Annotated in this window: 24 protein-coding genes; 17 read left to right on the top strand and 7 right to left on the bottom strand. The window is 61.8% G+C overall.

The window, feature by feature from the left end; all coding sequences use genetic code 11:
- Nucleotides 1–177 precede the first annotated feature (177 nt).
- The 3 genes from FA04_RS02670 (at nucleotide 178) to ribB (ending at nucleotide 5,709) form a co-directional block, all read left to right on the top strand.
- Complete coding sequence (locus tag FA04_RS02670) at nucleotides 178–3,357, top strand: bifunctional diguanylate cyclase/phosphodiesterase (protein WP_051659576.1); 3,180 nt, start codon at nucleotides 178–180, stop codon at nucleotides 3,355–3,357.
- 114 nt (nucleotides 3,358–3,471) lie between these two features.
- Nucleotides 3,472–4,569, top strand: coding sequence for a chorismate synthase (gene aroC, locus FA04_RS02675; RefSeq protein ID WP_034801213.1), 1,098 nt, complete (start codon nucleotides 3,472–3,474; stop codon nucleotides 4,567–4,569).
- A 39-nt stretch (nucleotides 4,570–4,608) separates the two neighbouring features.
- Nucleotides 4,609–5,709 (top strand): 3,4-dihydroxy-2-butanone-4-phosphate synthase, encoded by a 1,101-nt coding sequence (ribB, locus tag FA04_RS02680; RefSeq protein WP_034801216.1) that lies wholly within the window; start codon nucleotides 4,609–4,611, stop codon nucleotides 5,707–5,709.
- 130 nt (nucleotides 5,710–5,839) lie between these two features.
- On the opposite strand, the gene FA04_RS02685 is transcribed toward ribB, so the two are convergent.
- Entirely contained in the window at nucleotides 5,840–6,370 is a 531-nt protein-coding gene (locus FA04_RS02685) for an invasion associated locus B family protein (RefSeq protein WP_034801218.1), read from the bottom strand.
- A 366-nt stretch (nucleotides 6,371–6,736) separates the two neighbouring features.
- Between FA04_RS02685 and coxB the strand changes: the two genes are divergently transcribed.
- The 13 genes from coxB (at nucleotide 6,737) to rnhA (ending at nucleotide 16,694) form a co-directional block, all read left to right on the top strand.
- Nucleotides 6,737–7,618, top strand: coding sequence for a cytochrome c oxidase subunit II (gene coxB, locus FA04_RS02690; protein ID WP_034801222.1), 882 nt, complete (start codon nucleotides 6,737–6,739; stop codon nucleotides 7,616–7,618).
- Between the two features lie 20 nt (nucleotides 7,619–7,638).
- Entirely contained in the window at nucleotides 7,639–9,327 is a 1,689-nt protein-coding gene (gene ctaD / locus FA04_RS02695; RefSeq protein ID WP_034801224.1) for a cytochrome c oxidase subunit I, read from the top strand.
- Nucleotides 9,328–9,425: 98 nt separating this feature from the next.
- A complete protein-coding gene (locus FA04_RS02700; protein WP_034801469.1) occupies nucleotides 9,426–10,382 on the top strand; it encodes a heme o synthase in 957 nt (318 codons plus the stop codon).
- Nucleotides 10,382–10,522 (top strand): hypothetical protein, encoded by a 141-nt coding sequence (locus FA04_RS34970; RefSeq protein WP_034801226.1) that lies wholly within the window; start codon nucleotides 10,382–10,384, stop codon nucleotides 10,520–10,522. The genes FA04_RS02700 and FA04_RS34970 overlap by 1 nt, the downstream gene beginning before the upstream one ends.
- Nucleotides 10,523–10,533: 11 nt before the next feature.
- A complete protein-coding gene (locus FA04_RS02705; protein ID WP_034801235.1) occupies nucleotides 10,534–11,127 on the top strand; it encodes a cytochrome c oxidase assembly protein in 594 nt (197 codons plus the stop codon).
- 64 nt (nucleotides 11,128–11,191) lie between these two features.
- On the top strand, nucleotides 11,192–12,070 hold the full coding sequence (locus FA04_RS02710; protein ID WP_034801236.1) for a cytochrome c oxidase subunit 3: 879 nt from the start codon (nucleotides 11,192–11,194) through the stop codon (nucleotides 12,068–12,070).
- A gap of 100 nt (nucleotides 12,071–12,170) precedes the next feature.
- On the top strand, nucleotides 12,171–12,659 hold the full coding sequence (locus tag FA04_RS02715) for a L,D-transpeptidase family protein (RefSeq protein ID WP_034801239.1): 489 nt from the start codon (nucleotides 12,171–12,173) through the stop codon (nucleotides 12,657–12,659).
- On the top strand, nucleotides 12,656–13,039 hold the full coding sequence (locus tag FA04_RS02720; protein ID WP_034801241.1) for a DUF983 domain-containing protein: 384 nt from the start codon (nucleotides 12,656–12,658) through the stop codon (nucleotides 13,037–13,039). The genes FA04_RS02715 and FA04_RS02720 overlap by 4 nt, the downstream gene beginning before the upstream one ends.
- Complete coding sequence (locus FA04_RS02725) at nucleotides 13,008–13,775, top strand: SURF1 family protein (RefSeq protein WP_034801243.1); 768 nt, start codon at nucleotides 13,008–13,010, stop codon at nucleotides 13,773–13,775. The genes FA04_RS02720 and FA04_RS02725 overlap by 32 nt, the downstream gene beginning before the upstream one ends.
- A 54-nt stretch (nucleotides 13,776–13,829) precedes the next feature.
- The gene (locus FA04_RS02730; RefSeq protein WP_034801245.1) at nucleotides 13,830–14,195 is read left to right on the top strand and encodes a DUF1304 domain-containing protein; all 366 of its coding nucleotides are present in this window, start codon (nucleotides 13,830–13,832) and stop codon (nucleotides 14,193–14,195) included.
- A 3-nt stretch (nucleotides 14,196–14,198) separates the two neighbouring features.
- On the top strand, nucleotides 14,199–15,209 hold the full coding sequence (gene ispH / locus FA04_RS02735) for a 4-hydroxy-3-methylbut-2-enyl diphosphate reductase (RefSeq protein WP_034801247.1): 1,011 nt from the start codon (nucleotides 14,199–14,201) through the stop codon (nucleotides 15,207–15,209).
- Nucleotides 15,210–15,249: 40 nt separating this feature from the next.
- Nucleotides 15,250–16,230 (top strand): homoserine kinase, encoded by a 981-nt coding sequence (locus FA04_RS02740; RefSeq protein WP_034801252.1) that lies wholly within the window; start codon nucleotides 15,250–15,252, stop codon nucleotides 16,228–16,230.
- Nucleotides 16,227–16,694: a ribonuclease HI gene (gene rnhA / locus FA04_RS02745; protein ID WP_034801253.1), complete on the top strand. Its 468-nt coding sequence runs from the start codon at nucleotides 16,227–16,229 to the stop codon at nucleotides 16,692–16,694. The genes FA04_RS02740 and rnhA overlap by 4 nt, the downstream gene beginning before the upstream one ends.
- 49 nt (nucleotides 16,695–16,743) lie before the next feature.
- Here the strand turns inward: rnhA and FA04_RS02750 are convergent, their stop codons facing one another.
- Nucleotides 16,744–17,229 (bottom strand): peroxiredoxin, encoded by a 486-nt coding sequence (locus tag FA04_RS02750; protein ID WP_034801256.1) that lies wholly within the window; start codon nucleotides 17,227–17,229, stop codon nucleotides 16,744–16,746.
- Between the two features lie 73 nt (nucleotides 17,230–17,302).
- A complete protein-coding gene (locus FA04_RS02755) occupies nucleotides 17,303–18,145 on the bottom strand; it encodes a protein-disulfide reductase DsbD domain-containing protein (protein WP_034801258.1) in 843 nt (280 codons plus the stop codon).
- Nucleotides 18,146–18,314: 169 nt separating this feature from the next.
- Between FA04_RS02755 and FA04_RS02760 the strand changes: the two genes are divergently transcribed.
- Nucleotides 18,315–18,920: a YqgE/AlgH family protein gene (locus FA04_RS02760; RefSeq protein ID WP_034801471.1), complete on the top strand. Its 606-nt coding sequence runs from the start codon at nucleotides 18,315–18,317 to the stop codon at nucleotides 18,918–18,920.
- Between the two features lie 115 nt (nucleotides 18,921–19,035).
- Here FA04_RS02760 and FA04_RS02765 read toward each other — a convergent pair whose 3' ends face one another.
- The 4 genes from FA04_RS02765 to thrC form a co-directional block, all read right to left on the bottom strand.
- Nucleotides 19,036–21,945, bottom strand: a complete 2,910-nt coding sequence (locus FA04_RS02765) for an EAL domain-containing protein (protein WP_034801269.1) — start codon at nucleotides 21,943–21,945, stop codon at nucleotides 19,036–19,038.
- Entirely contained in the window at nucleotides 21,945–22,556 is a 612-nt protein-coding gene (locus FA04_RS02770; protein WP_034801272.1) for a GNAT family N-acetyltransferase, read from the bottom strand. Before FA04_RS02770 ends, FA04_RS02765 begins: the two co-directional genes overlap by 1 nt.
- 306 nt (nucleotides 22,557–22,862) lie before the next feature.
- On the bottom strand, nucleotides 22,863–24,164 hold the full coding sequence (locus tag FA04_RS02775; RefSeq protein ID WP_034801274.1) for a M16 family metallopeptidase: 1,302 nt from the start codon (nucleotides 24,162–24,164) through the stop codon (nucleotides 22,863–22,865).
- Between the two features lie 16 nt (nucleotides 24,165–24,180).
- Entirely contained in the window at nucleotides 24,181–25,581 is a 1,401-nt protein-coding gene (gene thrC / locus FA04_RS02780; RefSeq protein ID WP_034801276.1) for a threonine synthase, read from the bottom strand.
- Nucleotides 25,582–25,784: the final 203 nt, after the last annotated feature.

Raw genomic sequence — 25,784 nt, forward strand, 5'->3', positions numbered from 1 at the left:
TCTATCCGAACTCTGGAGACTGGACGGCGGTACCGTATTTTTCAAGCGGGCAGGGGCCGAACTCCGGGTATCGGCGGGGTGGTTTCCCCATGAATTATAGGGTTTGCCAAGGAATTGTGACGAAAGCCAATCTTAAGACTCGCTCGCTACCTTTGGTTGGGGATCGAGGGGAAGAGATTGAAGATCATTGATGTTCTGCGCCAGCGCATTCGGGCCGCCGCCAGATTTGCGAAACCCTCGCTCATTCCGGCGGCGATCGCGGGCCTCGTCGTGTTTACGGGCGGGCATGTCTATGAGCGGCAAAACCGTGAAAACTTCCAGAACGACCTCAGGATCGACGTCGAGAACGAACTGAACCTCATTGCCAACCGCCTGCAATCGGAGGTTAACACCAGCATTGCCGCGCTGAACGGTTTTGCCAACAGCATCGGCGTGCATCCGGCCATGACAACAGACGATTTCACCGTCATGGCGACGAAGCTCCTCCTGCAGAATCCGCAAATGGTGCGCGCCTCGGCAGCGCCCGGTGGCGTCGTGCGGATCGCCTTTCCGCGCGAGAGCCAGCAATGGTTCGTCGGCAGCGACTTCAACCGATTCGGCGCGACAAGACATGCCATCGAGCGCGCGTCCTCGACGGTTAGGCCGGTGATGATCGGCCCGATCCGGTTGCCAAGCGGTCGCAATGGTTTCGAGCTGTTCCTGCCAGTCTTTTCCAAGATCCAGGGACGCATGGAGCGTTGGGGCTACGTCGAGGCCATACTCGACGAGAAGGCGCTGTACCGCGCCGCGCGCCTGCTCGAGTCGGGCGGCGAGGCGCCGGAACTGGCGCGGGACCACCGCCATGTCGACGTTCACCTGGCGATCCGCGATATTTCCGAGCCGGACCGCATACAGGATGCGTTCTATGGCGACGACGCTCTTTTTCGCGCTGCGCCGGTCAACCGCCGGTTGGAGCTAGCAGGCGGCGTGTGGGAGCTGGCGGCCATGCCCGTCGGCGGATGGCAGCAGCTTCCCGAAAACAGCATCTTCATCCAATTGGCGATCGCCGTCGCCGTCACGGTGGTGGTTATCCCGATCCTCCTGGCTGGCGGCCTCGTCAACGAGCGACAGCGCAACATCGCCAAGCTGAAGGCGCGGGAAGGGGAGGTGATGACGCTGTCTCACCGCCTGAACCTCGCGCTCGACGCGTCGAAGATCGGTATCTGGGAAATCGACGTAGAGAGCCAGCAGCGTTCCTGGGACGACCGGATGTTCCACCTGCATGGACTGGAGGTGCATCTGGACGAGCCCACGTACGACGAGTGGCGCGCGACCGTGCATCCCGACGACATAGGTATTGCCGCCAATGCGCTGTTCCGTAGTCTCGATGACGGCCTCGAGTACCGATCGCAGTATCGTGTCATTCTGCACGACGGTACGGTGCGCCACATCCGCAATGTCGGATCCAGCCACCGCGGCGCCGATGGCCGCGCCAAGGTCACCGGTATCAGCTGGGATGTCAGCGACGATGTGCTGAAGAACGAGCGGCTGAGTGCGGCCAAGGCACAGGTCGACCAGCAGAACCTTGAGCTCGAGCAGGCGCTGAAGGGTCTCTACGAGCGTGAACAGGATCTAGAACTCCTGTCACGACGTCTCGACCTCGCTCTTGATTCCTATCGCTGCGGCATGTGGGAGGCCGATCTCGACAACAACGTCGCCTATTGGGACGAGCGCATGCATCAGCTCTACGGGCTGGTCTATACCGACGGCGCCACCAACGAGCAGACATGGCTTCAAGCGCTGCACCCCGATGACCGGCAGCCGGCGCTCAACGCGGTCAATCGCGCCATCGAAGCGGACGAAACCTATGTGCATCAGGTGCGGGTGATATTGTCGGCCGGAACGGTTCGCCACATCCGCTCGGTCGGCAAGCTGCACGTCGCCCCGGACGGTGCACGGAAATTCGTCGGCATGGCGCTCGATGTTACCGACGACGTGCTGATGACGGAACAGTTGCGCGCGGCCAAGGCCATGGCGGACGCAAAGAACGCCGAGCTGGAGCAGGCCCGGGTTCGCATCGAGCACAACGCACTGCATGACCCGCTGACAGGGCTCGGCAACCGCCGCATGCTCGACAAGGCGCTGGAGCGACTGACCCTGGACGCCGGCAGCGACCGTGAGGACATCGCCATCCTTCATATCGATCTCGACCGGTTCAAGCAGATCAACGACACCCTGGGTCACGCAGCCGGCGACGCCATGCTGATCCATGCCTCGGAGATCCTGCGGGCGAACACATCGTCGGGCGACATCATTGCCCGCATCGGTGGCGACGAGTTCGTTGTCGCCGTTACCGGCGAACAGGGCGAGGCGACGCTTGCTGCCCGTTGCGACCGGATCATTGCCGCGATGCGGCAGCCGGTCGACTACAACGGATTTCCCTGCCGTTTTGGTGTCAGCATCGGCGTGGCAGTCGGGCATGGCGCCGACATCGACGCGCGCAAGCTGCTTGTTAACGCCGATATCGCGCTCTATCGCGCCAAGGAGGCGGGCCGGAACCGCTACCAGTTCTTCACCGAGGTGCTGCAGGCGGAAGTGGTGACCGCCAAGCGCATTGCCGACGAGATTTTGGAAGGCATCGAGCGCGACGAATTCGAACCCTGGTATCAACCGCAGTTCGATGCGACGACGCTCGCGCTTTGCGGCGTCGAGGCACTGGTGCGCTGGAGGCATCCGCGCGAGGGCATATTGACGCCGGATCGTTTTCTCGGCATCGCCGACGAACTCAACGTGACGGCGATGCTCGACCGTCTCGTTCTGGAGAAATCTCTCACCGATCAGATGCGATGGGCAGCGGCCGGCATTCGGGTTCCCAAGATCTCGGTCAATGTTTCGGCCAAGCGGCTGCAGGACGACGACCTGCTGTCCTCGCTTGAAGGCATGAGCATCACGCCCGGACAGATCTGTTTCGAACTGGTGGAGTCGATCTTCCTCGACGAAAGCGACGATATCGTCGCCGCCAACATCGAGGGCATCAAGAAGCTCGGGATCGATATCGAACTCGACGATTTCGGCACCGGCCATACCTCGATCGTCAGCCTTTTGAAGATCAAGCCGAAGCGGTTGAAGATCGACCGCCAGCTCGTCGTTCCGGTTTTGAGCGCCCGCAGGGAGCAGGCGTTGGTGCGCTCGATTATCGAGATTGCCCGCTCGCTCAATATCGAGACCGTGGCCGAGGGCGTGGAAACCATGGCGCATGCCGAAATGCTCGGCATTCTGGGCTGTGATGTGCTGCAGGGCTACGCATTTGCCCGGCCGTTGAGCGCGGAGAAGTTTCTCGCCTTTGCAACCGAACGCGGCTTGCGCCTGGCGTCGTGATGAAGGAGGTCGCGTCGGGTCGCAAAAGCCTTTCCCCATCTCCGGCTTTCCACTAAGAGAAGGCATCCGCGTACAAAACGTACGGCCGTTGCTTGCTTAGGGTCGGTTGCCTTCATGTCGCATAACACTTTCGGTCATCTCTTCCGCGTTACCACCTGGGGCGAAAGCCACGGGCCGGCGCTCGGCTGCGTCATCGACGGCTGCCCGCCCGGCATCCGTTTCACGCTCGCCGAACTCCAGGTCTGGCTCGACAAGCGCAAACCCGGCCAGTCGCGCTTCGTGACACAGCGCCGCGAGGACGATCTGGTCAAGGTTCTCTCCGGCGTCATGTTCGACGAGGACGGCGAGACGATGATCTCGACCGGAACGCCGATCTCGATGCTGATCGAAAACACCGACCAGCGCTCGAAGGACTATTCCGAGATCGCCAAGCGCTATCGCCCGGGCCACGCCGATTACACCTACGATCTGAAATACGGCATCCGCGATTATCGCGGTGGCGGCCGTTCCTCGGCGCGCGAGACCGCGGCGCGCGTCGCTGCCGGTGGTGTCGCCCGCAAGGTCGTGCCGGGTCTCGTCGTGCGCGGCGCGCTCGTGCAGATCGGCAAACACAAGATCAACCGCGCCAACTGGGATTGGACCGAGGTCGACAACAACCCCTTCTTCGCACCGGATCCGGAGATCGTGCCGGTCTGGGAAGAATATCTCGATAGCATCCGCAAGTCCGGATCCTCGATCGGCGCCGTCGTCGAAGTGGTTGCCGAGGGCGTGCCCGCCGGCATCGGTGCGCCGATCTATGCCAAGCTTGACCAGGACATCGCCTCGAACCTGATGTCGATCAACGCCGTCAAGGGTGTCGAGATCGGCAACGGTTTCGGTGCGGCCGAAATCACCGGCGAGGAAAACGCCGACGAAATGCGCATCGGCGCTGACGGCAAGCCGGTCTTCCTGTCGAACCATGCTGGCGGTATTCTTGGTGGCATCGCCACCGGCGAGCCGGTGATCGCGCGTTTCGCCATCAAGCCGACCTCGTCGATCCTCACCGAGCGACGCTCGGTCGACAGCGACGGCAACGAGGTCGATGTGCGTACCAAGGGTCGCCACGATCCGTGCGTCGGCATCCGCGCCGTGCCGATCGGCGAGGCGATGCTTGCCTGCACGATCGCCGATCACTACCTGCGTGACCGCGGCCAGACCGGCCGCCTCAAGTAATTCGGCTTCAACCGGCCCAGACAATTCGGGAAGAACACCATGTCCTATGATCAGAAGCGTGTCGTCGATGCCATTCGCGCCTTCGAGGCCGGCGAAATCGTCGTCGTCACCGATGACGACGGCCGCGAGAACGAGGGCGACCTGATCGTCGCGGCGGTGCATTGCACGCCGGAAAAGATGGCCTTCATCGTGCGCCACACCTCGGGCATCGTCTGCACGCCGATGCCGCGCGAGGAGGCCAAGCGCCTGAACCTCAACGCCATGGTGGCGGAAAACGATTCCGCGCACACCACCGCCTTCACAGTCTCGGTCGACTTCAAGCACGGCACGACGACGGGCATTTCCGCCGACGACCGCACGCTGACGGTACGCAACCTCGCCAATCCCAATGTCGGGCCGACGGACTTCGTTCGCCCCGGCCACATTTTCCCGCTGGTCGCGCGCGAAGGCGGCGTTCTCATGCGCTCCGGCCATACGGAAGCTGCCGTCGACCTCTGCAGGCTCGCCAGCCTGCCGCCGATCGGCGTCATCTGCGAACTCGTCAATGACGACGGCACCGTCATGCGTGGGCCGCAGGTGGCGAGCTTCGCCGACACCCATGGCCTGAAGCAGGTTTCGGTCGCCGATCTCATCGCCTATCGTCAGCGCAAGGAAACGCTGATCGAGCATGGCGGCTCCTTCGATATCGAGACGCCCTATGGTCCGGCCAAGGGACATTCCTATTCTCTGCCCTGGGATCCGATGCAGCATCTCGCCGTCGTCTTTGGCGACATCCGTGACGGCGTCGATATCCCGGTTCGCCTGCATCTCGAAAATGTCGGCGCCGACGTCTTCGGCAGGGACTGCCAGATCGACCGCATCATGAAGCGCATTGCCGATGAGGGCAGGGGGGTCATCGTCTATCTGCGCGAAGGCTCGGTCGGCGTCGGCGTGTCGCAGACGGCGCGCAAGGGCAAGCACGAGCGCGAAGCGCACGACGAGGCGCAGGCGCGCGAAAACGAGTGGCTGGAAATCGGCCTCGGCGCGCAGATCCTGAAGGATCTCGGCATCAGCTCCATCAGGCTGCTCGCTTCGCGTGAACGCCACTATGTCGGCCTCGAAGGCTTCGGCATCAAGATCGTCGGGACCGACATCATCTAAAGACGCGTCGCTCTCGCATGCATCAGGCCCGGATCATCGATCCGGGCCTTGTCTTTTATGCTCGGCGGCAGCCAACAAAAAAGCCGCGCTCGAAGCGCGGCTCTTTGTTTGTCTTTGAATTTGTCGCCGTTCAGGGCAACGCGTCGTAGCCTTCGCCGAAGCCCTTGAGGTCGACAGGGATGCCGATGCCTTCTTCGGGCGACTGGAAGACGATGAAGGTCGCGGTCGCACCGGAACGGAAGGTCTTCAATAGTTCGTCCTCGAGCACCACTTCTGCGTAGCAGCCGTCGGAGAAGCAACGCACGAAATAGGCGCGGCCGATATCCTTGCCGTCGACGTTCAGGCCGAGGCCGTTCGGCAGAAGCACGCCGAGCGGAGCGAGTACGCGCAGGATCTTGGCCTTGCGATCCGCAGTCTTCAAAACGACCACCGACAGGCCAACTTCGGGCCGGTCTTCGGCGATGACGTTTTGCATCAGCGCGCACTGGTCAGCGGAGGCGCCCGGCGGCTGATCGCAGACGATCGACCATGCGCCATGGTTGGACTTGACCGTGCCGGGTGTTCCGGCGGGCTGCTGGGCCAGGCTTTGAGCCGGGAGAGCGAGAACGGCAAGGCCGAAGGCGGCGAAGGCCGACAGTCGGGAAAAGAGGGGCAGGCCCATGTAAACCTCAAAACGTCGAATCATCAGGGCTATTCTTGAAGCGCGCAGGAATAAATGAAAAGCCCTGCGGGGCACATTCCAGCGCCATATGGCGGAAATTGGGCGGGTTGGGCGCCCTATCCGGCGCGCCGCCGTCAAAGCGCTGTGCAATCGGATCGCCAAGCGCGCAGAAGAGCCCCTATAGGTGGTTTCGCCACGGGTTTCGAGGGGTGCCTGTGTGAAAAGCTGCGTTTGTGCAAAAATGCCGCATGGGGTTGATTGGTCAGATGTTGCGGCATCGGACAAACTGTGGTTTGAAGCGCAGCAGTATCGCAGGGATTCTGCGTTCCGGTTTGATCCTGATCAAGCGCATTGGGGAGACACATTGTGAAAAACAAGGCTTATGCAGTTCTGGCAGCGCTTGCCTGTCTGCTTTTTGCTTCGAGCGCCTTTGCTGACAAGCCTGTCGAATGGCAGACGAATTTTCAGACGGCCGCTACGGGCATCATGGAAGAAATCACGTGGTTTGAACATTATACCCTGTGGTTCATCATTCCGATTACTCTCTTCGTTCTCCTCCTTTTGATCATCGTTGTGATCAAGTTCCGCGAAAGCGCGAACCCGGTTCCGTCCAAGACCAGCCACAACACCGCGATCGAAGTCGTCTGGACCGTCGGTCCGGTCGTCATCCTTCTCTTCCTCGCCATTCCGTCCTTCCAGCTCCTGACCGCGCAGCTGACGCCGCCGGCCAATCCGGACCTGACGCTCAAGGCGACCGGCAACCAGTGGTACTGGTCCTACGAGTATGAAGTCGGCGAAAGCCCGCTCACCTTCGACAGCATCATGATGAAGGAAGAAGATCGCGCGACGCTCGGCAAGGAAGACAAGAAAGAATATCCGCGCCTGCTCGCCGTCGACAACGAAGTCGTCGTGCCGGTCGGCAAGACGGTTCGTGTTCTCGTCACCGCTGCTGACGTGATCCACGCTTTTGCAATGCCTGCCTTTGGCGTGAAGATCGACGCCGTTCCCGGTCGCCTGAACGAAACCTGGTTCAAGGCCGAGCGCGAAGGTCTCTACTACGGCCAGTGTTCCGAGCTCTGCGGTAAGGACCACGCTTACATGCCGATCGCCATCCGCGTGGTTTCGCAGGAAAAATACGACACCTGGCTCGCAGCCGCCGCAACGAATGTTGGCGATGCGAACAAGGCGCTCATGGCGTCCATCGACTCGGCCAAGACCGTCGACGTCGCCGCTAACGCCGCACAGTAATCGGAAGGGGAGCTCGACCCATGGCTGGAACAGCCGTTCATCACGACCAACGCCATGATCACTCCGATCATGGCCACGCAGACCATGCGCATAAGCCTTTGAGCTTCTTCCAGCGCTGGTTCCTGTCGACCAACCACAAGGACATCGGCACGCTCTACCTGATCTTCGCGATTTTCGCGGGCATCATCGGCGGCACGCTGTCCATCTTCATGCGCGCCGAGCTCCAGGAGCCAGGCATCCAGATCTTCCACGGCCTGGCGCAGATGGTTTACGGCTTCGAGGGCGATGCTGCCATCGATGGCGGCAAGCACATGTTCAACGTGTTCACGACCGCGCACGCGCTCATCATGATCTTCTTCATGGTCATGCCGGCGCTGATCGGTGGCTTCGCCAACTGGATGGTTCCGATCATGATCGGTGCGCCGGACATGGCGTTCCCGCGCATGAACAACATCTCCTTCTGGCTGATCATTCCTGCCTTCCTGCTCGTGCTGCTTTCGATGTTCGTCGAAGGCCCGGCTGGTGCCTACGGCGCAGGGGGAGGGTGGACGATCTATCCGCCATTCTCGACATCGGGCATGCCAGGACCGGCGATGGACTTCGTCATCCTCGGCCTGCACATTGCCGGCGCGTCCTCGATCCTCGGTGCGATCAACTTCATCACCACGATCCTGAACATGCGCGCTCCGGGCATGACGCTGCACAAGATGCCGCTCTTTGCCTGGTCGGTTCTGATCACCGCCTTCCTGCTTCTGCTCTCGCTGCCGGTTCTGGCAGGCGGCATCACCATGCTGCTTACCGACCGCAACTTCGGCACGGCCTTCTTCGCGCCTGAAGGCGGCGGCGACCCGATCCTGTTCCAGCACCTGTTCTGGTTCTTCGGTCACCCGGAAGTCTACATCCTGATCCTGCCGGGCTTCGGCATCGTCAGCCACATCGTTTCCACTTTCTCGCGCAAGCCGATCTTCGGCTACCTCGGCATGGCCTACGCCATGGTCGCGATCGGCGCCGTCGGCTTCATCGTGTGGGCACACCACATGTACACCGTCGGCATGTCGCTCGACACGCAGCGCTACTTCGTCTTCGCGACGATGGTCATCGCTGTTCCGACGGGCGTTAAGATCTTCTCGTGGATCGCGACGATGTGGGGTGGTTCGATCCGCTTCACGACCCCGATGGTCTGGGCGATCGGCTTCATCTTCCTGTTCACCGTCGGTGGCGTCACGGGCGTTCAGCTCGCCAACGCCGGCCTCGACCGCTCGCTGCACGACACCTACTACGTGGTTGCTCACTTCCACTACGTTCTGTCGCTCGGCGCCGTCTTCGCAATCTTTGCTGCCTGGTACTACTGGTTCCCGAAGATGACCGGCTACATGTACTCCGAGTTCGTCGGCAAGCTGCACTTCTGGGTCATGTTCATCGGCGTGAACCTGATCTTCTTCCCGCAGCACTTCCTCGGCCTCGCAGGCATGCCGCGCCGTTACATCGACTATCCGGATGCCTATGCCGGCTGGAACATGGTTTCGTCCTACGGCTCCTACATCGCAGCCGTCGGCGTCCTGATCTTCCTCTTCGGCGTCTTCGAAGCCTTCGCCAAGAAGCGCGTCGCTGGCGACAACCCGTGGGGCGAGGGCGCGAACACTCTGGAATGGCAGCTGTCTTCGCCGCCGCCGTTCCACCAGTGGGAACAGCTCCCGCGCATCAAGTGACGGGCAAAGAACAGAAGCCGCCGGTTCCGGCGGCTTCACCCCGCCGGGCAACCGGCGACACACGGCCCTTGCGGCCGGGACTTTTGCAGGGACAGGACATGACGGTCATCGACAATCACGAAGCAGTCGGCATGGAAGGCGTACCGCGCCTGTCCGAAGCCTCTGCGCGCGATTACTTCGAGCTTTTGAAGCCGCGTGTCATGTCCCTGGTCGTCTTCACGGCATTCGCCGGGCTGGTGCTGGCACCAGGACACATCAATCCTTTCATCGGTTTCATCGCCATCCTCTGCATCGCCGTCGGCGCTGGCGCCTCGGGCGCGCTGAACATGTGGTATGACGCCGACATCGACGCGGTCATGACCCGTACCGCCAAGCGCCCGATCCCGGCAGGCAAGATCCTGCCGCAGGAAGCGCTGGCATTCGGCCTGACGCTGTCTGCTTTTTCCGTGATCATCCTCGGGCTCGCCGTCAATTGGCTCGCAGCCGGGTTGCTCGCATTCACCATCTTCTTCTACGTGGTCATCTACACGATGTGGCTGAAGCGCTCGACGCCGCAGAACATCGTCATCGGCGGTGCTGCCGGCGCTTTCCCGCCGATGATCGGCTGGGCCTGCGTGACCGGCGCCGTGTCGGTGGAGAGCATCGTGCTTTTCCTGATCACCTTCCTATGGACCCCGGCGCATTTCTGGGCGCTCGCCCTCTTCAAGATGGGCGACTACGGCGCTGTCGGCGTACCGATGATGCCAAATGTCTGCGGCCAGGCGACCACCAAGAAGCAGATCGTCATCTACGCCGTTCTGACCGCACTTATCGGCATCTGTCCCACCTTGCTCGGTTTTGCGAGCATTGGTTACGGCGCAGTCGCAGCGGCCCTCGGCCTTGGCTTCGTATGGTACTCGATCGGCGTGCTGCGCATGCCGGAATCAGATGAGCGCATGCTGCCGGCCAAGAAGCTCTTTGCCTTCTCGATCATGTATCTGTTCGTGATCTTCTCCGCCCTGATGGCGGATCACCTGATCGTCAATATCTGGCTGAATGCCGGGAGTATTGCCTGATGGAAACCGTCAAGCTCACTGATGCCCAGAAGAAATCGCGCTGCGGCCGCAACATCGCGCTCGGCTTCGTGCTCTTCGGCCTCGTCGTCCTCTTCTACATCGTCACGCTGATCAAGTTCGGCAACGGCATGGTCAACTGAGGCGAAATGGCATGACGAAATCACCGCAGACCACAAGCTCGCAGCGCTCCAACCGCGTCGTCGTCGGCACTTGCCTCGCCTTCGTTGGCGGCATGGTGGGCATGGCCTATGCGGCTGTACCGCTTTACGACATGTTCTGCCGCGTCACCGGCTATAACGGCACGACGCAGCGCGTCGAGCAGGCGTCGGACGTCATCCTCGACGAGAAGGTCAAGGTCACCTTTGACGCGAACACTTCGGGCGGCCTGCCCTGGGAGTTCAAGCCGGTCCAGCGCGACATCGACATCCGCATCGGTGAAACGGTGCAGGTGATGTATAAGGCAAAGAACCTGTCGTCGAAGCCGACGACGGGCCAGGCGACCTTCAACGTCACGCCGATGCAGGCGGGCGCCTATTTCAACAAGGTCCAGTGCTTCTGCTTCACCGAGACGACCCTGCAGCCGGGAGAGGAGATGGAGATGCCGGTGGTATTCTTCGTCGATCCGGACATGGTCAAGGCGGTGGAGACCAAGGACATCAAGACGCTGACCCTTTCCTACACCTTCTATCCGCGCGAACCGTCGAAACCGGTCGCACAGGTGAAGACGGAACAGAACAAACTTTGACTGGAGGTCCTTTTCGGCTATGCCGGAAGGGCGACAAGAGAGAGACATATCGGGGATTACTGACATGGCCGGTGCGCATCAGAAGAATCACGACTACCACATCATCGACCCGAGCCCCTGGCCGCTGCTTGCTTCCATCGGCGCCTTTGTCATGGCGTTCGGCGGCATCTGCTACATGCGTTACCTGTCGGGTAGCTCGCTGAAGATCTTCGGCCTCGAGCTTGCCAACGTCTGGATCCTGCTCGCAGGCCTCATCATCGTGCTCTACACCATGTACGGCTGGTGGTCGGACACGGTGAAGGAAGCGCACGAGGGCCACCACACCCGCGTCGTTTCGCTGCATCTGCGCTACGGCATGCTCATGTTCATCGCTTCTGAAGTGATGTTCTTCGCGGCCTGGTTCTGGGCCTTCTTCGATGCGAGCCTGTTCCCGGGTGAAGCCATCCAGGCAACCCGCGCTACCTTCACCGGTGGCGTCTGGCCGCCGAAGGGCATCGAAGTGCTCGATCCGTGGCACTTGCCGCTCTACAACACCGTCATCCTGCTTTTGTCGGGCACGACGGTGACCTGGGCGCATCACGCGCTGCTGCACAATGACCGCAAGGGCCTGATCAACGGCCTGACGCTGACGGTCGTGCTCGGCGTGCTGTTCTCCTTCGTCCAGGCGTACGAATACGCCCACGCTCCCTTCGCCTTCAAGGACTCGATCTACGGCGCGACCTTCTTCATGGCGACCGGTTTCCACGGCTTCCACGTTCTGGTCGGCACGATCTTCCTGCTCGTCTGCCTGTTCCGCGCACTGCGTGGTGACTTCACACCGAAGCAGCACTTCGGCTTCGAAGCGGCCGCCTGGTACTGGCACTTCGTTGACGTCGTCTGGCTGTTCCTGTTCTTCTCCATCTACATCTGGGGAAGCTGGGGCGCGCCGATCGCGCACGGCTGATAGCGCGAGCATCTAAGTCAAGGAACAAGGCGGTTGCAGTCATGCAGCCGCCTTGTTCTTTTGGTGGTGTGCCCGCAGATCGGCTTGAGGGGAGACGGAAATGAGGTTGGCCTTGGTGGCTGCGACGCTAGTGGTATCCGGCGGTTTTCCCGCTGCGGCGGCCGATAGCGCGGACAGGGTTGTCGTGCACAAGGAGCGGCGGCTGTTGCAGCTCTTGCAAGGTGACCAGGTGATCCGTGAATACACGGTTGCCCTCGGCGGCAACCCCATCGGTCACAAGCGTCAGGAGGGAGACCAGCGGACGCCGGAAGGGCTCTATTCTCTCGACTGGCGCAATCCCGGCAGCGGTTACTACAAGTCCATCCACGTCTCTTATCCGGCGCTGGCCGATGTCTCTGCCGCTGCCGCGAACGGTGTCGATCCGGGCGGCATGATCATGATCCATGGCCAGCCCAATTATTTCGGCTGGCTGGCCTTTTTGACGCAGCGCTTCGATTGGACGAATGGCTGCATTGCCGTTACCAATGCCGAAATGGAAGAAATCTGGGCCATGGTTCCCAACAACACGCCAATCGAGATCAAGCCGTGAGTGAAGACAAGGCACATTTCCCGCCGGTTGACCCGGTGATGACCGGGATCAAGGGGCTTTGCCCGCGCTGCGGCCAGGGCAAGCTTTTCGACGGGTTTCTGAAGGTCAAGCCCGCCTGCGCAAGCTGTGATCTCGACTACAAGTTCGCCGATGCCGGCGACGGTCCCGTGGTCTTCGTGATCCTGATCGTCGGCTTCATTGTCGTCGGCGCGGCGCTCTGGGCGGAGGTCAACTTCAACCCGCCGCTCTGGCTGCATTTCATCTTGTGGATCCCGCTTGCGGTGATTTTCAGCCTCGGCCTGACGCGGATGCTGAAGGGTATCCTGATCAACCTGCAATATCGCAACAATGCGCGTCCCGGCGAGATCGACCGTGGCTGAGATCGCGACCAGCAAAAAGCGTGGCCTGATCGGCCGCATCGGCACGTTGCTGCTGCTCGTCGCGACATTTGCCATTCTTGTCTCTCTCGGTACCTGGCAGATGCAGCGGCTACACTGGAAGGAAAGCTTGCTTTCAGCCATGGCCGAGCGCAGGTCTGCGCCGCCGGCGACGCTTGCCGAGATCGAGAAGATCCTCGCTGATGGTGGCGACATCGACTACCGCACGGTTTCGGTGACCGGTGGGTTCGACCACACCAAGGAGCGGCATTTCTTCGCGACGTTCAATGGCCGCACCGGCTATTACGTCTTCACGCCGCTACGGCTGGACGACGACCGTTTTCTCTTCGTCAATCGCGGTTTCGTGCCTTTCGAGCAGAAGGATGCATCGACCCGGCTTGCCGGCGAGCTTCCCGCCTTCGTAGGCGTTCATGGTCTTGCAAGGCCGAAGCTTGACGGAAAGCCGTCGTCGCTCGTTCCCGACAACGACCTCGCCAAGAACATCTTCTACTGGAAGGATCTCGACACGATGGCGTCTTCGGTCGGCCTTCCCGCCGACAAGGTCGTGCCGCTGTTCGTCGATGCCGATGCGACGCCCAATCCGGGCGGTCTGCCGATTGGCGGTGTCACCCAGTTCGACCTGCCCAACAACCACCTGCAATATGCGCTGACCTGGTATGGGCTGGCAGCGGCTCTGGTGTTGGTCAGCGGCATCTATGCTATGCGGCGCGGGCGATAGTCTCGCGTTTGCCGTCATGCTAACCGTGTGGGACGAACGGCGGTGGGAGCAATTATGACGATCATTGCAAACACATTGATTGCTTTGACCGGCTTGCTGCATATCGGTTTTCTGGTGCTGGAAATGTTCCTGTGGACCGGGCCGAAGGGAAGGGCCGTGTTCCGCATGACGGCCGAGCAGGCCGAGGCGACACGGGTGCTCGCGGCCAACCAGGGGCTCTACAACGGCTTTCTTGCCGCCGGTCTGTTCTGGTCGTTGATCCAGGCGGAAGCCGCCTTTGCCTTTCAGCTGAAGGTGTTCTTCCTTGTGTGCGTGGTCGTTGCCGCTATATATGGCGCGTGGTCGGTCAAGCCGCGCATCCTCCTCATCCAGGGCGGCCCGGCGATCGCAGCGCTCGTTTTCCTACTAATGGCATCCTGATCCATGGCATCATCAGCGGCAGAAAAATCCCCGATCACCATCCGCCTTTGCGGCCCGCGCGGCTTTTGCGCCGGCGTCGACCGCGCGATCCAGATCGTCGTCCTGGCGCTGAAGGAATTCGGCGCACCGGTCTATGTCCGCCATGAGATCGTCCACAATCGCTACGTCGTCGAAGGCCTCGAAGCCAAGGGCGCAATCTTCGTTGAAGAGCTCGACGAGATCCCGCCGGAGCACCGCAAGCAACCGGTCGTCTTTTCGGCGCACGGCGTGCCGAAATCGGTGCCCGCCGACGCGGATGCCCGCAACCTTTTCTATCTCGACGCCACCTGTCCGCTGGTCTCGAAAGTCCACAAGCAGGCGATGCGCCACAACCGCCTCGGCCGCCATGTGGTCCTGATCGGCCATGCCGGCCATCCGGAAGTGATCGGCACTATGGGCCAATTGCCTGAAGGCACGGTATCGCTGGTCGAGACCGTCGAGGACGCCGACGTCTATCAGCCGCCGGACCCGGACAATCTTGGTTTCGTCACCCAGACGACACTGTCGGTCGACGACACCGCCGGCGTCATCAAGCGGCTGCACGAGCGCTTCCCGAACCTGACGGCGCCCGCCGCCGATTCGATTTGCTACGCCACCACCAATCGCCAGGAGGCGGTGAAGCAGGCAGCACCCGGCTGCGACCTGTTCCTGGTCGTCGGCGCGCCCAACTCGTCCAATTCCAAGCGGCTTGTCGAGGTGGCCCTTCGGGCCGGCGCGAAAAAATCAGTGCTGGTCCAGCGGGCGTCGGAAATCGACTGGGACGAAATCGGCGATATCTCTACGGTCGGCCTGTCGGCCGGCGCGTCTGCGCCGGAAGTAATCGTCAACGAGATCATCGAGGCGTTTCGCGAACGCTACGACGCTTCGGTGGAACTTGCCGATACGGTCGAGGAGAACGAGAACTTCCTCGTAAACCGCGAGATCCGCCACGTGCCGCTGACGGCTGCCGACATGGCCTTCGTCAACGGCGAATAAGCCGCATTCCCTGCCCGCATTTTCTTGAGAGTGGACACCCTTGGCCGTTTACACCGATATTACGGAAGATGATCTCGCCCGTTTTCTCACCGCTTATGACGTCGGCCAGCTGACCTCCTACAAGGGGATCGCCGAGGGTGTCGAGAACTCCAATTTCCTGCTGCACACGACCAAAGGCTCCTACATCCTCACGCTCTACGAAAAGCGCGTGAATGCCGGCGACCTGCCGTTCTTCCTGGGCCTCATGCATCATCTGGCCGAACGTGGGTTGTCCTGCCCGCTGCCGCTGCCGCGCGCCGATGGCGAGCTACTCGGTGAGCTCTCCGGCCGCCCTGCCGCCGTCATCTCCTTCCTCGAGGGCATGTGGCTGAGAAAGCCTGAAGCCAAGCACTGCCACGAAGTGGGCAAGGCGCTGGCGGCCATGCACGTCGCCGGCGAAGGCTTTGCGCTGAAGCGCACCAATGCGCTCTCCGTCGGCGGCTGGCGGCCGCTCTGGGTCAATTCCGAAGCGCGCGCCGATGAGGTTCAGGCAGGTCTCAAGGACGAGATATCGGCGGAGCTCGAACATCTGGAGCGCCATTGGCCGAAATCGCTGCCGGAAGGCGTCATCCACGCCGATCTCTTTCCGGACAACGTCTTCTTCCTCGGCGACCAGCTCTCCGGGCTGATCGACTTCTACTTCGCCTGCAACGACTATCTCGCCTATGACGTCGCCGTCTGCCTCAATTCCTGGTGCTTCGAGAAGAACGGCTCCTACAACATCACCAAGGGCATGGCGATGCTTTCGGGCTACGAGAGCGTGCGCAAGCTGACGCCCGCCGAGGTCGACGCCCTGCCGCTGCTTTGCCGCGGCTCGGCGCTGCGCTTCTTCCTGACGCGCCTCTACGACTGGCTGATGACGCCCGCGGGCGCGTTGGTGGTCAAGAAAGATCCGCTCGAATATCTGACGAAGATCCGGTTCCACCGGGCGATTACGTCCAGCGCCGAATATGGCCTGCGCCGGGACGGGGGTCAGGCATGAAACATGTCGATATCTTTACCGACGGTGCCTGCTCGGGCAATCCGGGGCCGGGCGGCTGGGGCGCTGTGCTGCGCTATGGCGAGGTGGAAAAGGAGCTGTCCGGCGGCGAGGCCGAGACCACCAACAACCGCATGGAGCTGCTGGCGGCAATCTCGGCGCTCGACGCCCTGAAGAGCGCCTGCGAGGTCGATCTCTACACCGACAGCAAATATGTGATGGACGGCATCTCCAAGTGGATCCACGGCTGGAAGAAGAACGGCTGGAAGACTGCGGACAAGAAGCCGGTGAAAAACGGCGAGCTCTGGCAGCGGCTCGACGAAGCCAATCGCCGCCACAAGGTGACATGGCACTGGGTCAAGGGCCATGCCGGTCATCCGGAAAACGAACGCGCCGACGAGCTCGCCCGCAAGGGCATGGAACCCTACAAGAAGGGGCGTCGTTCGGACTCACTTCTCGTGAAATGAAAAAAACGGGCCGTAGAGGCCCGTTTTTCATTTGCACTCGCTTCTGCGCTCAGAGCTGCTCGAGCATGGCGGCGGCGCCCGAAACGGTCGCCTGGCCAGGGCTTTCTTCGAGATTGAGCGACTTCACCACGCCGTCCTCGACGAGCATCGAATAGCGCTTGGAGCGCACACCGAGCGTGCCGGCCGACAGGTCGATGTCCATACCGAGCGCCTTGGTGAAGGCGGCGTTCCAGTCCGAGAGGAAGTGAATCTTGCCCATGCCGCCCGACGTGGTCGCCCAGGCACCCATCACATGCAGGTCGTTGACCGAGACCACGGCGATGTCGTCGACACCGCGGGCAAGGATCGCGTCGCGGTTTTCGAGATAGCCGGGCAGGTGGTTGAGCGAGCAGGTGGGCGTGAACGCGCCGGGAACGGCAAAGAGCACGACGCGCTTGCCGGCAAAGAGCTGATCGGTGGTGACCTCGACGGGACCGTCGGCGGTCTTTTCCTTGAAGGTTGCGGCTGGCAGCTTGTCTCCGACGGCAATGGTCACGGCGCTCTCCTTGCGTTGCTTGCGTCTCGGTTCTCCGCACTCGTCGGAGAACTCGGCGGACTATAGATGCGCCCTAATCAAAGGCAAGGGTCGTCTCCATGCTGCGGCCCTGGGCGCGCACAGTCAAAACGATCGGCTTGCCTTTGAGTTCCCTGTCCTTGCCCGTGAGCCTCACCGGAACGGCTGCGTTTAACGCCCTGTCGCCTGCAGGCAGGATCTCAGGCTTGCCGAACGAAATGCCTGAAGGTCCGGCGAGAAAGAGTTCCGGATCCTTGTCGTCGGCGGGCAGGCGAACCGACAGATGCATCAGCGCCTTGTCGGCATCGTAGCGGCTCGCCGTCACCGAGAAATCAGCCGACGGCGCCTCCGGCAACGCGGCAACGGCATCGTCGATCCGCGCGCCGTCGAGCGGATTGTCGAAGCCGCCTTGCTTGATGGCGAGCGTTAGCTCGCCCTGAATGGGGATGCAGATGTCCTCGCAGATGCCGAGGAACACGGAGGCGCGAATGGTAACGTCGCCGCTGCCGTGGACGCGCTTCAAGGTCAGCGGAAAGGCGACCGGCCTGTCATAGCCGATGTAGCGCACGACGCCGTCGTCGAACGTCTTGGGCACCGGGAAGCCGATCTTTTCCAGCTCCACGTCGCCTGCCGGGTCGAGCGTCACCTGCGGGGGAATGCCGCTTGCACCCGGCTCGCGCCAATAGGTCTTCCAGCCAGGGTTGAGCTTGACCTCCAGCGTCGCCGGGATCGTGCCATCCTCTTTGGGCTGGGCGGCGACCAGACGGATCATGCCGCCGGGGGAGGTGACCCACTCGCTGGTGGCCGCGTTGGCGCCGAAGGGGAGAAAAAAACAGCCGGCAAGGCTTGCCGCGCCGATGAACTGGGCCATTTTCTGGTGGGTGAAGCACTGGATCATACGGCAAGCAATATCGCTTTTGCCAAAACCGCTCCAGACGCTGCGACGGACGCAACGATCATAATTGCTTGATCGGACACGGCGAAGTGAACGCCGTGCGTGCAATAATTATGGGCCGCGACGCTGAGGCGCTTTTCATTTCGCGGCGAATTGATAGGCTGTTCGCATGATGGCTACTCCGATGGCGCAAAAGAGACGCGAGCGAGGCTTTCTTGACGGTCAGTTCCTGATCGCCATGCCCGGGATGTTTGACGCCAATTTCGCTCGCACGGTCATCTTCATCTGCGCCCATTCGGACGATGGCGCCATGGGCTTCATTCTCAACCGGCCTCAGCAACTGACCTTCCCCGACGTGCTGCTTCACCTCGATCTTCTCGATGAGGACGAGGCGATCCGACTCCCGCAGGTAACACGGGATTTCCAGATTCAGGCGGGCGGTCCGGTCGAGACCGGGCGCGGCTTCGTGCTGCATTCCGACGATTATCTGAGCGATTCCAGCATTCCCGTCAGCGACGATATCTGCCTGACGGCGACGCTCGACATCGTCCGCGCCATTTCGCGCGGGGAGGGGCCTGTGCGCGCGACAATGATGCTCGGCTACGCCGGGTGGGGACCGGGCCAGCTCGAATCGGAAATCACCCAGAATGGCTGGCTCACATGCCCGGCGCGCGATGAACTGATCTTCGACAAGGCGCTCGACGACAAATACGATCGGGCGCTGGCGCTGATGGGTGTTTCGGCCGCGATGCTCTCCATGGATGCCGGCCACGCCTGATTGGCGGCTGACCGACCTTTCCCAGATCCTTGATGCAGAAATGAAAAGCCCGTCGGATTGTAACCGACGGGCCTGGAGACGTTGGTCTGCGCGCTGAGCGGCGTCGCCTTGGCGATTACGCCCGCTTCATCAGTGGAAAGCGTTCCTTCAGCAGGCGCTGGATCGATTCCGAACCGATCGGCGGACCGAAGAGGAAGCTCTGCCCATAGTCGCAGCCCATCTGCGACAGCTGGATTGCGTCGTCCTCGGATTCGATGCCCTCGGCCACCACCTGCATGTCGAGCTCGCGCGCCATCGTGATGACGGAGCGCAAGAGGATGCCGCGCTTGTCGCTTGGGTCGCGCACCAGCGCCTTGTCGATCTTGATCGTGTCGAAGGGGAAGCGGGTGAGGTAGGAGAGCGACGAGTGGCCTGTGCCGAAGTCGTCGAGTGCCAGCTTGAGACCGGCTTCCTTCAGCTTTTCGAGTACGAGACGGGCCTGCTCCGGATTTTCCATTACCAGCGATTCAGTCAGCTCCATCTTCACCTTGCCCGGGTCGCAGCGGTTCTTGGTGAGAATGGCACGGACGTCGTCATAAAGCTCATTGTTGAGAAGCTGCGCGCTCGAAAGGTTGATCGAGACGAAGATCGGCAGATCGCCGGTCTGCAGCTGCCATTCCGTCAGGTCGCTGGTCGCCCGGTCGAAGGCGAACATGCCGAGCTGGTTGATGAGGTCGGAATTCTCGGCGATCGGGATGAACTCGGTCGGCGAGATGTTGCCACGCTTGGGGTGATCCCAGCGCATCAGGGCCTCGAAGCCGGCGATCTCGGCATCGTTCAATCGCACGATCGGCTGGTAGACGAGAGAAAGTTCCTTGCGCTCGATTGCCTTCTTGAGATCGGCTTCAAGCTGCATGCGGTCCGAGCCGGAGGTGCGGAAGGCCGGGCGGAAAGGCTCGACGCGGTTGCCGCCTTCCTTCTTGGCCCGGAACATCGCGAGCTCTGCGTCGTCGAGAAGGCCGGTCGCACTCTGTTCCTGGTCGAGCCAGGAGACGAGCCCGATCGATGCGGTCAGGTTGATTTCGCGGTTGCCGTAGTTGAGGGGCACCATGATCGCCTTGCTCACCGCATCGGCGAAATCGGCGACTTTGGCCGGATCGCGCTCGGACATCAGGATCAGGCCGAACTGGTCGCCACCGAGGCGAGCCAGCGTGTCCTGCGGGCGCAGCAGCCGGCGCAGGCGTCGCGTCAGCGCGATGAGGATGTTATCGCCGGCGGCAATGCCCAAGAGATCGTTGACCTGCTTGTAGCGGTCGATGTCGATCGCAAGCACCGTCGGGCGGACCGAGTTGCTGCCGTCGGCCATCAAGAGCATGGCCTGCAGCCGGTCGAGGAAGACCTGACGGTTCGGAAGCCCGGTCAGATTGTCGAGCAGGGCGTTGTGCAGCAGCCGTTCGACCGAGTTGCGCTGTTCGGTAATGTCGATGATCGTGCCGACGCAGCGGATGATTTCGCCGTTGGCACCAAGCACCGGCCGGGCACGGATCGAGAGCCAGTGATAGTGGCCGTCCTCGGCGCGTACGCGGAATTCATGGTTCAGCTTGCCGCGGCGGCGTTCCAGCAACACGTCGAGCGTGGCGCGGAAGCGGTCGCGATCGTCAGGGTGAAGCCGCGGAAGCCAGTTGCGCAAGGGGCCGTGCATGCTGCCGAGCGACAGGCCGAGCTGCGTCGAGATATCGGGCATCGTCACCACCCGGTCGCGGGCGACGTCCCAGTCCCAGACGGTGTCGCCGGAGCCGGTGAGCGCCAGCGACTGGCGCTCGAGATCGGAGAACAGGCCCTGCTGGTAGCCGCTGCCGGCGACCGCGTGCTGCATGACGGTAAAGCCGATCAACAGTACGATCAGCACGAGACCACCGCCGAGCGCCGGCTGCACGATGTCGTTGGCGAGCTGGCCGGTGACCGTCAGCCAGGCGCCGAAGAGCCAGACGAGGATCAGCAGCCAGGCGGGAACGAGAAGGATCGCGCGGTCGTAGCGGTTGAAGCCGAGATAGGCGATCAGGACGATGCCGACCGTGCCGGTCAGCGCGAAGGAGAGGCGGGCGATGCCGGATGCGATCGCTGGGTCGTAGACGGCGACGCCGAAGAGCAGGCCGAGGCCGAGGATCCAGGCGAGCGTCGCATAGCCGAGATGCTGGTGCCAGCGGTTGAGATTGAGGTAGGTGAACAGGAAGATCACGAGGCCGGCCGCAAGGAAGACCTCTGTGCCCGCGCGCCATATTCGCTCGTCCCCCGCCGTCACGCTGATGAGCTTCGACAAGAAGCCGAAGTCGACGCAGATATAGGCGAGAACGGCCCAGGCAAGGGCTGCCGTTGCCGGCAGCATCGAGGTTCCCTTGACGACGAAAAGGATGGTCAGGAACACCGCAAGCAGGCCGGCAATGCCGAGCACGATGCCGCGATAGAGCGTGAAGGCGTTGACCGTGTCCTTGTAGGAGTCCGGCTCCCAGAGATAGATCTGCGGCAGTTCCGGTGTTGCCAGTTCGGCGACGAAGGTGATGATGACGCCCGGCGCCAGCGTGATGCGGAAAACGTCCGCCTCGTCGCTCGGTTCGCGGCTGAGCGCGGAGCCTTCGCTTGGCGTGATCGAAAGAATGCGCTTGGAGCCGAGGTCCGGCCAGAAGAGCTTGGAATTCACCAGTCGGAAATGCGGTGCGACGATCACGCGGTCGAGCGGTTCGGCCGAAACGTTGGCGAGCGCGAACACAGCCCAGTCGCCCTGATGGTCCGCACTGTTGGAGCGCACTTCGATGCGGCGCACGATGCCGTCGGTTCCGGGTGCTGTCGAAACCTGAAAGGCTTCGTTGCGGCCGCTGTAGATTTCGGTCGTTGCCGTCAGGTCGAGCGCCGTGTCTTCGCGCGAAATCTTGACCGGCTCCAAAGCCTGGGCCGCGCCGCCGAGCGCACAGAAAATCGTCGTGAGCGTTATCAGAAACGCTGCCAGCTTGGAGGCTGACCAGGCGAAGGGCGAGCGGGCTAGAGGCATCAAAGGGGCATATTCCTGTTCGGTAGGGCATCGTCGGACAGGAGAGAAAAGAGCAGATGGTCTCGCCACTGGCCGTTGATTCTCAAGTACTGTCTTAAATAGCCTTCACGCTCAAAACCGGCCTTTTCAAGGAGCCGGATGCTTCTTGAGTTGTCCGGAATACAGGCTGCTTCAATACGGTGCAACTCAAGGGTCGAAAAGATGTAGGGGATCGCGAGCCTGAGGGCCGCAAACATGTGGCCTTTGCCCGCGTGGCGCGCGCCCATCCAGTAGCCGATCATGCAGTTTTGCCCGGCGCCGCGGCGAATGTGGCCGATCGTCAGTCCGCCGAGCAGGACCTCGCCTGGCTTGTGGAAAAGGAAGAGCGGTACCGCCTGGCCGGAGGCATATTCCTGCTCGTTGCGGACGACCCGGCCGCGGAAGGCGCTTTCGGTCATTTCGTCGGTGCGCCAGGTCGGCTCCCACGGCTCCAGGAAGGCGCGGCTGTCGCTTCTGAGCTGATACCACTGGCGATAATCGGAATAGCGGGGGAGGCGGAGCAGGTAATTCTGGTCGGCGATTTCGACCGTCTCCGGCTGCCGCGACAGGAACCGAAAAACCGATCGTGTCATAGCTGCCTCCGAGGCCGTTCCGTTTACGCGCGAGGACCTTGTACCATCCGCCCGACGGCACGTCTTTGCGCCGTCACAAATCGAAACGTTGCACAACTTTGCGCGCAAATCGAATCCGATTTTGCGAAAAGTCGCAAAGACTTCACCATTCGGACATGCGGTCATCATCCGTGGCGCGCCGGCTGGCCGAACGCAGTTTCCAGGCGACGCTTGAAAGCGCCTTCCGCGCGAAATTGCGCAATGTTTGGGAGGCCGGGATCGCTTCATCGTTTTGATGAAATGGAGCCCGGCCGTTCAGCCTTCGGCTTAGCTTGCGACGGCGTGCGGGACGGCGGCCTTGCCGGTCAGTGACGACAGGATGTCGCCCATCGGGGCAAGTTGTTCCAGCGGGCCGATCGCCGAAAGCGTCGGCGTGGTGTCGAAGAACAGCCGACCGGCAAGGTCGGTCAGGCGTTCGATGGTGATGCCGGAGAGGCGCTCCATCAGTTCTTCATTCGGGATCGGGCGACCGTAGAGCATCATCTGACGGGCGATCTGGCCGGCACGGGCCGCCGGGCTTTCCTGACCCATCAAAAGCTGTGCGCGGATCTGGGCACGGGCGCGCTCGATTTCCTGCTGCTCGATGTTCATCGAGGATTTGCGCAGTTCATCGACGATGACCGGCATCAGCTCCGGCAGGTTCTCGCCGCCGGTCGCAGCATGCACGCCGAAGATGCCGGTGTCGGAGAAACCCCAGTGGAAGGCATAGACCGAATAACAGAGGCCACGATGCTCGCGCACTTCCTGGAAGAGGCGCGAGGACATGCCGCCGCCGAGAATGTTGGCGAGGATCTGCGAGCAATAGAAGTCGCGCGCGTGGTAGGCCTTGCCTTCAAAGCCGAGCAGCACCTGCGCGTCCATCAGGTCGCGGGTTTCGCGGCTCTCGCCGCCGGTGTAGAGGGCAGTCTCGAGCACGGGCGTTGCGATCGGTGTGCGCGGCAATGACGAGAAGCGTTCTTCGACCTGGCGAACAAAGGATTCGTGTTCGACGGCGCCGGCGGCGACCACGAACATGCGGTCGGTCGTGTAGTTGCGGCCGAGATAGTGCCGGATCTGGTCGGCGGAGAACGACATGACCGTGTCCGGCGTGCCGAGGATCGGCCGGCCGACGGTCTGATTGCGATAGGCGGTCTCGGCGAAGCGGTCGAAGACGACATCGTCGGGTGTGTCGTCGGCAGCGCCGATCTCCTGCAGGATCACGTGCTTCTCGCGGCGCAGTTCTTCCTCGTCGAAGCTGGACTCGGTCAGAATGTCGGCGAGAATATCGACAGCAAGCGGCACGTGGTCCTTGAGAACCCTGGCATAATAGGAGGTCGTTTCGGTGGAGGTCGCAGCATTGACCTCTCCACCGACGTTTTCGATCTCTTCGGCAATCTGGCGGGCGGTGCGCCGCGCGGTGCCCTTGAAAGCCATGTGCTCCAGCAGATGGGCAATGCCATGTTCGCCGAGAGTTTCATTGCGCGAACCGGACTTGATCCACACGCCGAGCGCCACACTTTCGAGATGCGGCATGTGCTCGGTTACCACCGTCAACCCGGAAGGGAGCCGGGTGCACTCAACTTTCATCATACGTTTCTTCTCGTTCTTACCCCCGGAGACGGGTACGCTCGCCGATAAAGGCTTCGACGGTTTTCAGGTCCGGATCCAGGATATCGAAACGCTCCTCCCTGTTCATCAGGTCAGCAAGCCACGTCGGAAGCGCCGGGTCAATACCACTTGCCGATTTTACCGCGTCCGGGAATTTCGCCGGATGGGCGGTGGCAAGCGTCACCATGGGAGCGGATGCCTTCTCGTGTTTGGCGGCGACGAAGACGCCGACGGCGCTATGCGGATCGAGCAGATAGCCCGTGTCTGCAAGCGTCTTTGCGATCGTCTTGGCGACTTCTTTCTCCGAGGCGCGACCGGCGCGGAACTCCTTGCGGATCGCCTTCAGCGCCTTTTCGCGGATGGTGAAGGAACCGGACTGCTTCAGCCCGTCCATCGCCGAGCGGATTTCGCCCGGGTCGCGATCGTTCGCCTCGAACAGAAGCCGTTCGAAGTTCGACGAGATCTGGATGTCCATCGACGGTGCGGTGGTCGCCTTGACGTCGCGCATCTCGTAGCGGCCGGTCTTCAGCGTGCGGGCGAGAATGTCGTTTTCGTTGGTGGCGATGATCAGCTTATCGATCGGCAGGCCCATGCGCTTGGCGACGTAGCCGGCGAAGATATCGCCGAAGTTGCCGGTGGGGACCGTGAAAGAAATCTTGCGGTCTGGGCCGCCGAGCGCGACCGCCGTCGTGAAGTAATAGACGATCTGGGCCATGATGCGCGCCCAGTTGATCGAGTTGACACCCGAAAGCTTGACGCGGTCGCGGAAGGCGACGTCGTTGAACATCGCTTTGACGAGGTTCTGGCAGTCGTCGAAGTTGCCGTTGACTGCAATCGCATGGACGTTCGATGCGCTCGAGGTCGTCATCTGCCGCTGCTGCACCGGTGAGACTTTGCCGTGCGGGAAAAGAATGAAGATGTCGGTGCGCTCACGACCGGCAAAGGCGTCGATGGCGGCGCCCCCGGTGTCGCCCGAAGTCGCGCCGACGATGGTGGCGCGCTCGCCGCGTTCGGAAAGCACATAGTCCATCAGCCGGGCGAGCAGTTGCATCGCCACGTCCTTGAAGGCGAGCGTCGAGCCGTGGAAGAGCTCCATGACGAAGGCGTTAGGTCCGGTCTGCACCAGCGGCGCCACCGCCGGGTGGCGGAAGGTGGCATAGGCCTCGTCGATCATTTCGCGGAACTTGGCCGCCGGGATCTCGCCATTGATGAAGGGTTCGAGCACGGTAAAGGCAATGTCCTGGTAGGATTTGCCGCGCAGGCCGCGAATTTCCTTCTTGGAAAACTTCGGCCATTCCTTGGGGAGATAGAGACCGCCATCGCGCGCAAGACCGGCAAGCAGCGCGTCGCAGAAGCCGAGAGGAGCGGCTTCGCCGCGCGTCGAGATATACTTCACCATCGTTGTCCTTCGTCCCACCTCAAGGATTGCGGCGACCTTGGGAAACGTCGTCGCGACACGCTCGTCTTATTGCGTCAGTCCTTGACAAAGTCTGCATCTATTCTTGTCACCGACCCAATTTCCGGTCGCAAAACTAGCTTCGGAAAATTCGGAAGGGACGAACTGACCCAATCGATTTTTCAGTTTGTCGCTGCTATAGACGA

Origin of the sequence: Ensifer adhaerens, from assembly GCF_000697965.2 — a bacterium.
Taxonomy (GTDB): domain Bacteria; phylum Pseudomonadota; class Alphaproteobacteria; order Rhizobiales; family Rhizobiaceae; genus Ensifer; species Ensifer adhaerens.

Coding starts and splice junctions, on each gene's coding strand:
- ispH (WP_034801247.1), top strand. CDS start 14,199: ATGGCATCATCAGCGGCAGAAAAATCCCCGATCACCATCCGCCTTTGC.
- ribB (WP_034801216.1), top strand. CDS start 4,609: ATGTCCTATGATCAGAAGCGTGTCGTCGATGCCATTCGCGCCTTCGAG.
- rnhA (WP_034801253.1), top strand. CDS start 16,227: ATGAAACATGTCGATATCTTTACCGACGGTGCCTGCTCGGGCAATCCG.
- FA04_RS34970 (WP_034801226.1), top strand. CDS start 10,382: ATGGAAACCGTCAAGCTCACTGATGCCCAGAAGAAATCGCGCTGCGGC.
- FA04_RS02755 (WP_034801258.1), bottom strand. CDS start 18,145: ATGATCCAGTGCTTCACCCACCAGAAAATGGCCCAGTTCATCGGCGCG.
- FA04_RS02765 (WP_034801269.1), bottom strand. CDS start 21,945: ATGCCTCTAGCCCGCTCGCCCTTCGCCTGGTCAGCCTCCAAGCTGGCA.
- FA04_RS02760 (WP_034801471.1), top strand. CDS start 18,315: ATGGCTACTCCGATGGCGCAAAAGAGACGCGAGCGAGGCTTTCTTGAC.
- FA04_RS02770 (WP_034801272.1), bottom strand. CDS start 22,556: ATGACACGATCGGTTTTTCGGTTCCTGTCGCGGCAGCCGGAGACGGTC.
- FA04_RS02775 (WP_034801274.1), bottom strand. CDS start 24,164: ATGATGAAAGTTGAGTGCACCCGGCTCCCTTCCGGGTTGACGGTGGTA.
- FA04_RS02705 (WP_034801235.1), top strand. CDS start 10,534: ATGACGAAATCACCGCAGACCACAAGCTCGCAGCGCTCCAACCGCGTC.
- FA04_RS02685 (WP_034801218.1), bottom strand. CDS start 6,370: ATGGGCCTGCCCCTCTTTTCCCGACTGTCGGCCTTCGCCGCCTTCGGC.
- FA04_RS02715 (WP_034801239.1), top strand. CDS start 12,171: ATGAGGTTGGCCTTGGTGGCTGCGACGCTAGTGGTATCCGGCGGTTTT.
- FA04_RS02700 (WP_034801469.1), top strand. CDS start 9,426: ATGACGGTCATCGACAATCACGAAGCAGTCGGCATGGAAGGCGTACCG.
- FA04_RS02730 (WP_034801245.1), top strand. CDS start 13,830: ATGACGATCATTGCAAACACATTGATTGCTTTGACCGGCTTGCTGCAT.
- FA04_RS02725 (WP_034801243.1), top strand. CDS start 13,008: ATGCGCGTCCCGGCGAGATCGACCGTGGCTGAGATCGCGACCAGCAAA.
- FA04_RS02710 (WP_034801236.1), top strand. CDS start 11,192: ATGGCCGGTGCGCATCAGAAGAATCACGACTACCACATCATCGACCCG.
- ctaD (WP_034801224.1), top strand. CDS start 7,639: ATGGCTGGAACAGCCGTTCATCACGACCAACGCCATGATCACTCCGAT.
- thrC (WP_034801276.1), bottom strand. CDS start 25,581: ATGGTGAAGTATATCTCGACGCGCGGCGAAGCCGCTCCTCTCGGCTTC.
- aroC (WP_034801213.1), top strand. CDS start 3,472: ATGTCGCATAACACTTTCGGTCATCTCTTCCGCGTTACCACCTGGGGC.